Raw genomic sequence first — 6,930 nt, 5'->3', positions numbered from 1 at the left:
TCGCATATTTCACCAGTCGGCCAGAGGTGATGTTGAGCTTCTGCATCAGCCGCGCCTTGTGGGTGCTGATGGTCTTGCTGCTCAAGGCCAGTTGCTGGGCGATGTCGTTGACGTTGGCGCCCTGGGCCAGGCGTTCGAACACCGAGAATTCGCGTTCTGACAACAGCGAATGCAGCGGCCGGGTATCGGTCAGGCCGACTTCGAAGACCATGCGGTCGGCCAGCTCCGGGTCAATGTAGCGCCCGCCCGCCGCGACTTTGCGGATCGCCGTGAGCAGCAGCGCCGGATCGCTGTCCTTGGTCGCATACCCGGCCGCGCCGACCTTCAACGCGCGCGCGGCCATTTGCGCTTCGTCGTGCATCGACAGCACCAGAATTGCCGGCGGATTGTTCAGCGCCCGTATGCGCGGGATCGCTTCCAGGCCATTGACCCCGGGCATGGAGATGTCCAGCAACACCACCTCGCACGGCACGCTGCGCAGGGTTTCGAGCAGTTGCTCGCCATTGCTCGCCTCCCCCACGACTTGCAGATCCTTGGCCAGGCCGATCAATTGCTTGATGCCTTCACGGACGATGGTGTGGTCTTCGGCTACCAGTACACGGATCACGTTCTTCTCCAGATTTCAGGTACACACCAATCCCTGTGGGAGCGAGCTTGCTCGCGAAGGCGCCAGTCCAGACACCGCAACATGTCAAACCTCACTCACCGGCACTCGCACCACCAGACTGGTGCCCTCCCCCGGCTCACTCACCAGCTCCAGCCGCCCGCCCATGATCAGCACCCGCTCACGCATGCCGACCAGGCCAAACGACGTCGGCCTACCCTCGGCCGCGACAAATCCTACGCCATCATCGCTGACGGTCAGACACAATTCATCGCCCGCAAGCTCCAGCGTCAGCTCCACCGTGTGCGCCTGAGCATGGCGCATCACATTGGTCAGCGCCTCCTGCAAAATCCGGAACAGCCCCACCGCTTTGGCATCGCTGAGTGCCGGCAGGTTGTCCGGCACCTGCACCAGACACGGTATCTGTGTGCGCGCCTCGAAACGCCGAGCCTGCCACTCGATGGCCGAGGCAATCCCGGCATCAAGGATCGGCGGGCGCAACGCCGTCGCCACATCGCGCACCAGCTGAAATAACTGTGCGATCAGGCGCTTCATGCTGTTGAGCCGCTCGTTGAGTCCCGGATCGAGTTGCGCGTAGGCCAATTCGCACATCGATGTCTCCAGTTTCAGCACGGTGAGCATCTGCCCCAACTCATCATGAACTTCCCGGGCGATGCGCGCCTTCTCTTCTTCGCGCACGCTCTCCAGGTGCGCCGACAGTTCGCGCAGTTGCTCGCGCGAGGCCGCCAGTTCCAGCTCGATGCGTTTGCTTTCGCTGATGTCCCAGACGATGCCGTCCCACACATAGGCGCCGTCCTCCAGCTGGCGGGTGATCGCTTTGATCTCGGCCCAGCGCTGCTCACCCTGGCGCGTGACGATGCGGCCCTGCCACGACCAGTCGCTGTCAGTGTCCAGCGCCTGATCCTGGGTGCGGTGATAACTGGCCTTGTCGTCGGGATGCACCAGGCTGCGCAGGCCCATGTCGCGATGAGCGATGGCTGCCGGCGCATAACCGACCAGACTTTCGCTGCCCTCGCTGATGTAGGCAAAGTCGATCTGCCCGGTGACCGGTGCCCGCTCCAGCCTGAACACCAGACCCGGAACGTTGGCGGCGATGCCTTGCAGGCGCGCCTCGCTTTCCTGCAAAGCGGCGAGCGCGCGGCGGCGATCGGTGACGTCGGTGAGGTAGACCACCAGATATTCACTGTCGCGAAAACGCAGGAAGCTCAGGGAAACGTCCGCCGGCAGCACACTGCCATCGGCGCGCAGGCAACTGGTTTCGAAGCTCAAGGGCCCTTCTTCACTGGCCCGTGCACGCTTCCACAGATTGAGCCAGCGATCCATGTGCAGGCCGGGCTCGAAATCGATCAGCGGCCGCTCGATCAGCCCGCCCGAGGGATAGTCGAGCATGTTTTCCGCCGCGCGGTTGGCGTAGCGCACATGGCTGTCCCAATTGACCCAGAGAATGCCGACGGTGCTTTGGTCGATGGAAAACTGTGTCAGCCGCAGCGCCTCTTCACTGGCCGCGCGCAACGCAATGTCTTCGCGGGCGCTGAGCAGGCGTTGTTCGAGGCTGTGCTGTTGGCGCCGCTGCCACGCCACGATTGCCGCGCAACTGAGCAGCATCACCGCGAACAACAGGCTGAGGTTCTGCCAGAACCCCGGCGACTCGGTCAGCCGTGGGTATTTCGGCTGCAGCCATTGGTTGTGCAGTTGTTCCAGATCCTTGGCCGGGATCGCGCGCAAGGCGCTCTGGACGATGCCGGCCAGCTCCGGCCAATCGCGCCGCGAGGCCACACGCAGCAGTTGCGGCAGGCCGATATCGCCAACCACCACCAGTTCGGCAAACTCCGGCTCCACCGACAGCCGGCCCAACTGTGCTTCGTCGACCACCGCGTAGGAGGCTTGCTGACTCAACAGCAGTTGCAACGCTTGCCGTTCCAGCGGCACGCCTTGCAGATTCAAGTGCGGATAGTTGCTGCGCAGGTAATCGGCGGTGCTGCTCGGCATGCGCACGGCGACGCGGGTCTGGCTGTCGAGCTTTTCCAGATCGACCGCGCCGCTGCTTTTCTGGTCGCTGACCACCAGTTGCGGCACGCGCATGTACGGGTCGGAAAACTGCCAGAGACGCAGCGCGCTCGGGGTCTGGCTGAGGCCCGGGGCGATGTCGATCTCGCCCTCGCGCAAAGCGTTTTCCAACGCCCCGAGATCCTGAAAGTTGCGCCAGCTCAGTTCCACGCCGAGGGTTTTGGCCAGCAGTTTCATCAACTCGACATTGGCCCCGGACAATCGCTGCAGGCGCCGATCGTAGGTCGCGTAGGGTGCCTGCAACACCAGGCCGACGCGCAATTCGTTGTGCTGCGCCAGCCATTGCTGCTGCTCTGGCGACAATTGCGCGGCATGATCCGGTGGCGCAGGCGCCGCCCAGCCCATCAAGGGAAACCACAAACAGCCGATAACCCACAGGCAGCAAAATCGCTTCATTGAAGTCTCATACACTGACAAATACTGACCAACCCATTAGGCTGCCGGGATAATTTCTGGCCTGGAATAACCGATGCCCTCTGTCTACCGCCTGGCACTGCCAGCATTGTGCCTGTCGCTGATCCTGCCTTGTGCGTTTTCCGTCGAAGCCGCCGACCCGGCGCCTGCCGCCACGGATAAACCCGCCGAAGAAAAGCCGGCCGAGCGCCAGCCACTGCTTGAGCGTAGTCAGGAAGAGGCCGCCGCACTGCAACGTAAACTGCCGGCGCAAGAGCAGCAACAACTGCAGGCTGGCAGCGACACTTTCCTCGCCCTGTGGAAACCGGCCAACAGCGCCGAACCCAAAGGCGCGGTGATCATCGTTCCCGGTGCCGGCGAAACCGCTGACTGGCCTCAGGCAATCGGCCCGTTGCGACGCAAATTGCCGGACGTCGAGTGGAGCAGCCTGAGTATCACCCTGCCGGATCTGCAAGGCGACGCCATTGCTCCGCGCGTAATCGAACCGGCAGCCGCGCCGAAAGCCCCGGAAACCGCAAGCAAAGACGCCACCACCGCACAACCGATCGAACAAGCCGCTGGCGGTGAAGCGGAAGTTGCCGAACAGGTGGTCGCCGAAACCAGCGAAGAACAGGCCAAAGCCGATGCCGATCGCATCTTCGGGCGCATCGACGCAGCGATTGCCTACGCCGAACAGCAGAGCGCGCGCAGCATTGTCGTGCTCGGCCACGGCACCGGCGCTTATTGGGCGGCGCGTTTTCTCAGCGAGCGGCAGACGCCGCAGGTGGAAAAACTGGTGATGGTTGACGCGCAAGCACCAGCCAAAGCCCTGCCGCCACTCGCCGAACTGACGCCGACGCTGAAGCTGCCGACTGTGGATATTTTCTACATGGACAAAGCGCTGGATCGCAACGCGGCGCTGGAGCGCATGCAGGCGAGCAAGCGTCTGAAGACCTCGGCGTTCAGCCAAGTGGCGCTGAAGGTATTGCCGGACAAGAAGGCTGAGCAGGAACAATTGTTTCGGCGGGTGCGGGGCTGGTTGAATCCTCAGGCTGTTGACTGACTGTCACACCGAGTCGCCCTAAATTCGCGAGCAGGCTCGCTCCCACATTGGATCTATGCAAAATTCAATGTGGGAGCGGGCCTGCTCGCGAAGAGAGCCGCACAAACAACAACCCTCTAACGCCTAGCGAAAATCCCGCCGCTCCCGAATCAACGTATAGGCGTTATGCAATTCCCGCGTACGCTCGGTCGCCTCACGCACCTGTGCCGGGGTCGCGCCACTGCCGGCGATCTTGTCCGGGTGATGGCGACTGAGCAACCGTCGGTAAGCGCGCTTGATCTGTGCCGGCTCGCTGCTCGCCGACACCCCAAGCAATTTCATCGCCTCCTGATAGCTCACTGCGGCACTGACGATCGGCCGCTTGCCCGGCTCGTAATCGCTGGCCAATGCCTGCACCTGCTGCGCCGTCCAGCCGAGCCATTTGCCCCACTGCGCCAGCAACTCGCGTTCGCTGACCCCGGCGCGACCATCAGCCCAGACCATTCGCCAGCAGGCACGCAACACGCCCTCAGCCGCATGCGGTTGCGAACTCAAACGACGCAGATAACCGCGCAGATTGTCGCTGCCGGACTTGCCGCGATTGAATGCAGCAATGGCCCGCCGTGTCGCCGGCTCGCTCATTTCCAGGGCGCGCATTTCGTTGCGCGCCTGCTGGATATGCCCGTCAGTGACGCGCCCGTCGCTCTTGGCCAGACGCCCGAGCAACACGAACAGCAATTCGTCGTTGCGCAGCATCGGCCGGCCGCCGAGCTTTTCGCGTAAATGTCCCCAGCTCTGCAAGTGCAAGCGCCGATCCAGCGCCTGCCCCAACAACGCCCCAAGCATGGCCCCCGGAATGCTGGCAATCGCGTACCCCACTCCGGCTCCAATCAGAGTCCCTGGCCACAGCATCTCAGCGACTCGCTTCTATCAAGGCTTCGGCTTCGGCCAGACGCTCGTAGGTACCAACATCTACCCAATGCCCCTTCAACCGCTCGCCCGTCACTTCACCTTTGGCCATGGCGTTGCGCAGCAGCGGCGCGAGCTTGAATGCGCCATCGCTGCAGCCATCGAACAACTGCGGATGCAGCACGGCGATACCGCTGTAGGTCAGCGTCTGCGCATCAGGCTCGCCGTCCTGCACTTTGCCGTCGATGAGAGTGAAGTCGCCTTTCGGGTGATGCGGCGGGTTGTCCGACAGCACCAGATGCGCCAGGCCATTGATCGGCTGGTGCAGCACGCTGAAGTCGTAATCGGTCCAGATGTCGCCGTTGACCACCAGAAACGCATCGTCACCCAGTAACGGCAGCGCACGGAAAATCCCGCCACCGGTCTCCAGCGGCTCGCCTTCCGGCGAGTACTGAATACTCAGGCCGAAACGGGAACCGTCGCCGAGATGATCCTCGATCTGCTGACCGAGCCAGGCGTGGTTGATGACGATTTCGGTGAAACCTGCGGCCGCGAGGGCGCGCAGGTGATACTCGATCAGCGGCACGCCAGCGGCACGCACCAGCGGTTTCGGCGTGGTCAGGGTCAGCGGGCGCATGCGCTCGCCTTTGCCCGCTGCCAGAATCATTGCCTTCATGCCGTCGCTCCAGCACGCAAGCTGCTGAACAGCGCTTGCAGTTCCGCCAGTTCAGGACGGCGGGCAATCACTGCTTCTATATAAGAGAAGAAGCGCGGCACATCGGCCAGATAGCGTGGCTTGCCATCGCGATGGCAGATACGCGCGAAGATGCCGATGACTTTCAGGTGACGCTGCACGCCCATCAGGTCGCTGGCGCGCAGGAAGTCTTCGAAATCCGCCTGCACCGGAATGTCCAGTGCCGAGGCCTGCTGCCAGTAACTTTCCAGCCAGCCGCGTACACGTTCTTCCGGCCAGCTGAGGAAAGCATCCTTGAACAGGCATGTCACGTCGTAGGTCACCGGGCCGTACACCGCGTCCTGGAAATCCAGCACGCCAGGGTTGGGCTCGCTAAGCATCAGGTTGCGCGGCATGTAGTCGCGGTGCACCAGCACTTTCGGCTGCGCCAGCGCGCTGTCGATCAGCAACTCGCTGATGTGCTGCCATTGTTGCTGCTGGGCCGCATCGAACTCGACGCCCAGCTCGCGCTTGACGTACCACTCGGGGAACAATTCAAGCTCGCGACGCAACAAGGCGACGTCGTAACTGGGCAACGGCGCAACCATCGGCAACTGTTGAAAAGCCAACAGCGCTTGCAGGGCATCGTGGAATAACGCGTCGGCATTTTCGCCATCGATCACGTCGAGATAGGTCTTGTTGCCCAGGTCATTGAGCAAAAGAAAACCGCGTTCTAGGTCTTCGGCGTAAATTTTCGGCACATTAATTCCGGATTTCGCCAGCAAAAAAGCGATATCCACGAACGGTTTGCAGTTTTCCTGGGGCGGCGGCGCGTCCATCACGACGAAGCTGCGGCCATCGCCCTCCCAGCGGAAGTAGCGGCGAAAACTCGCGTCGCTGCTGGCCGCGGTCAACGTGGCCGGGGGCACGGTGCCCCAGCCCTGCTCGGCAAACAGCTTTGCCAACTGCTCATCGAGCCAAACTTTCAGGTGTTGCAAGCGTACATCTTGGTCAGGCATTGCAAGGGTCTCCGACGGCGCTAGCCGTCAAGCGGGTCATGCTTTATTATCCAGCATCTTTTTCAGACCATCGAGAGGCGTGCGGCCCACACCGCGGGCAGATGGCACGCAGGAAGCCCGGACTAATAAGATGGCATTGAAATCCCCCGCGTTTCGTAAAAAATTTCCGTTGTTGGTAACCGGCAGTCTGCTGGCTATGCAA

General features: G+C 62.3%; 6 protein-coding genes. 1 reads left to right on the top strand and 5 read right to left on the bottom strand.

Annotated elements, in window-relative coordinates; genetic code table 11:
* Both OQK_RS13675 and OQK_RS13670 read right to left on the bottom strand, forming a co-directional pair.
* On the bottom strand, positions 1-607 hold a 607-nt coding region (locus OQK_RS13675), incomplete at its 3' end, for a response regulator (protein WP_016772905.1).
* A gap of 84 nt (positions 608-691) precedes the next feature.
* Positions 692-3,088, bottom strand: coding sequence for a PAS domain-containing sensor histidine kinase (locus tag OQK_RS13670; RefSeq protein WP_016772904.1), 2,397 nt, complete (start codon positions 3,086-3,088; stop codon positions 692-694).
* Positions 3,089-3,161: 73 nt separating this feature from the next.
* On the opposite strand from OQK_RS13670, the gene OQK_RS13665 reads away from it, so the two are divergent.
* Positions 3,162-4,148: an alpha/beta hydrolase family protein gene (locus OQK_RS13665; RefSeq protein ID WP_016772903.1), complete on the top strand. Its 987-nt coding sequence runs from the start codon at positions 3,162-3,164 to the stop codon at positions 4,146-4,148.
* A gap of 123 nt (positions 4,149-4,271) precedes the next feature.
* Here the strand turns inward: OQK_RS13665 and OQK_RS13660 are convergent, their stop codons facing one another.
* From OQK_RS13660 to OQK_RS13650, 3 genes are read right to left on the bottom strand one after another with little or no spacing between them, the layout of a single operon-like run.
* Positions 4,272-5,039 (bottom strand): TerB family tellurite resistance protein, encoded by a 768-nt coding sequence (locus OQK_RS13660; RefSeq protein ID WP_016772902.1) that lies wholly within the window; start codon positions 5,037-5,039, stop codon positions 4,272-4,274.
* Between the two features lies 1 nt (position 5,040).
* Positions 5,041-5,712, bottom strand: coding sequence for an N-acetylmuramate alpha-1-phosphate uridylyltransferase MurU (murU, locus tag OQK_RS13655; RefSeq protein WP_016772901.1), 672 nt, complete (start codon positions 5,710-5,712; stop codon positions 5,041-5,043).
* Positions 5,709-6,728 carry an aminoglycoside phosphotransferase family protein gene (locus OQK_RS13650; RefSeq protein ID WP_016772900.1) on the bottom strand — a complete coding sequence of 340 codons (1,020 nt, stop codon included), beginning with the start codon at positions 6,726-6,728 and terminating at the stop codon, positions 5,709-5,711. Before OQK_RS13650 ends, murU begins: the two co-directional genes overlap by 4 nt.
* Between the last annotated feature and the right edge of the window lie 202 nt (positions 6,729-6,930).

The sequence above is a fragment of the Pseudomonas sp. R62 genome, assembly GCF_000257605.1.
In the GTDB taxonomy this organism is placed as follows: domain Bacteria; phylum Pseudomonadota; class Gammaproteobacteria; order Pseudomonadales; family Pseudomonadaceae; genus Aquipseudomonas; species Aquipseudomonas atacamensis.
This window is presented reverse-complemented; position numbering and strand designations above follow the sequence as displayed.

Excerpts from the sequence above, each read along its gene's own strand:
- OQK_RS13670 (WP_016772904.1), bottom strand. The coding sequence starts at position 3,088 with ATGAAGCGATTTTGCTGCCTGTGGGTTATCGGCTGTTTGTGGTTTCCC.
- OQK_RS13665 (WP_016772903.1), top strand. The coding sequence starts at position 3,162 with ATGCCCTCTGTCTACCGCCTGGCACTGCCAGCATTGTGCCTGTCGCTG.
- OQK_RS13660 (WP_016772902.1), bottom strand. The coding sequence starts at position 5,039 with ATGCTGTGGCCAGGGACTCTGATTGGAGCCGGAGTGGGGTACGCGATT.
- murU (WP_016772901.1), bottom strand. The coding sequence starts at position 5,712 with ATGAAGGCAATGATTCTGGCAGCGGGCAAAGGCGAGCGCATGCGCCCG.
- OQK_RS13650 (WP_016772900.1), bottom strand. The coding sequence starts at position 6,728 with ATGCCTGACCAAGATGTACGCTTGCAACACCTGAAAGTTTGGCTCGAT.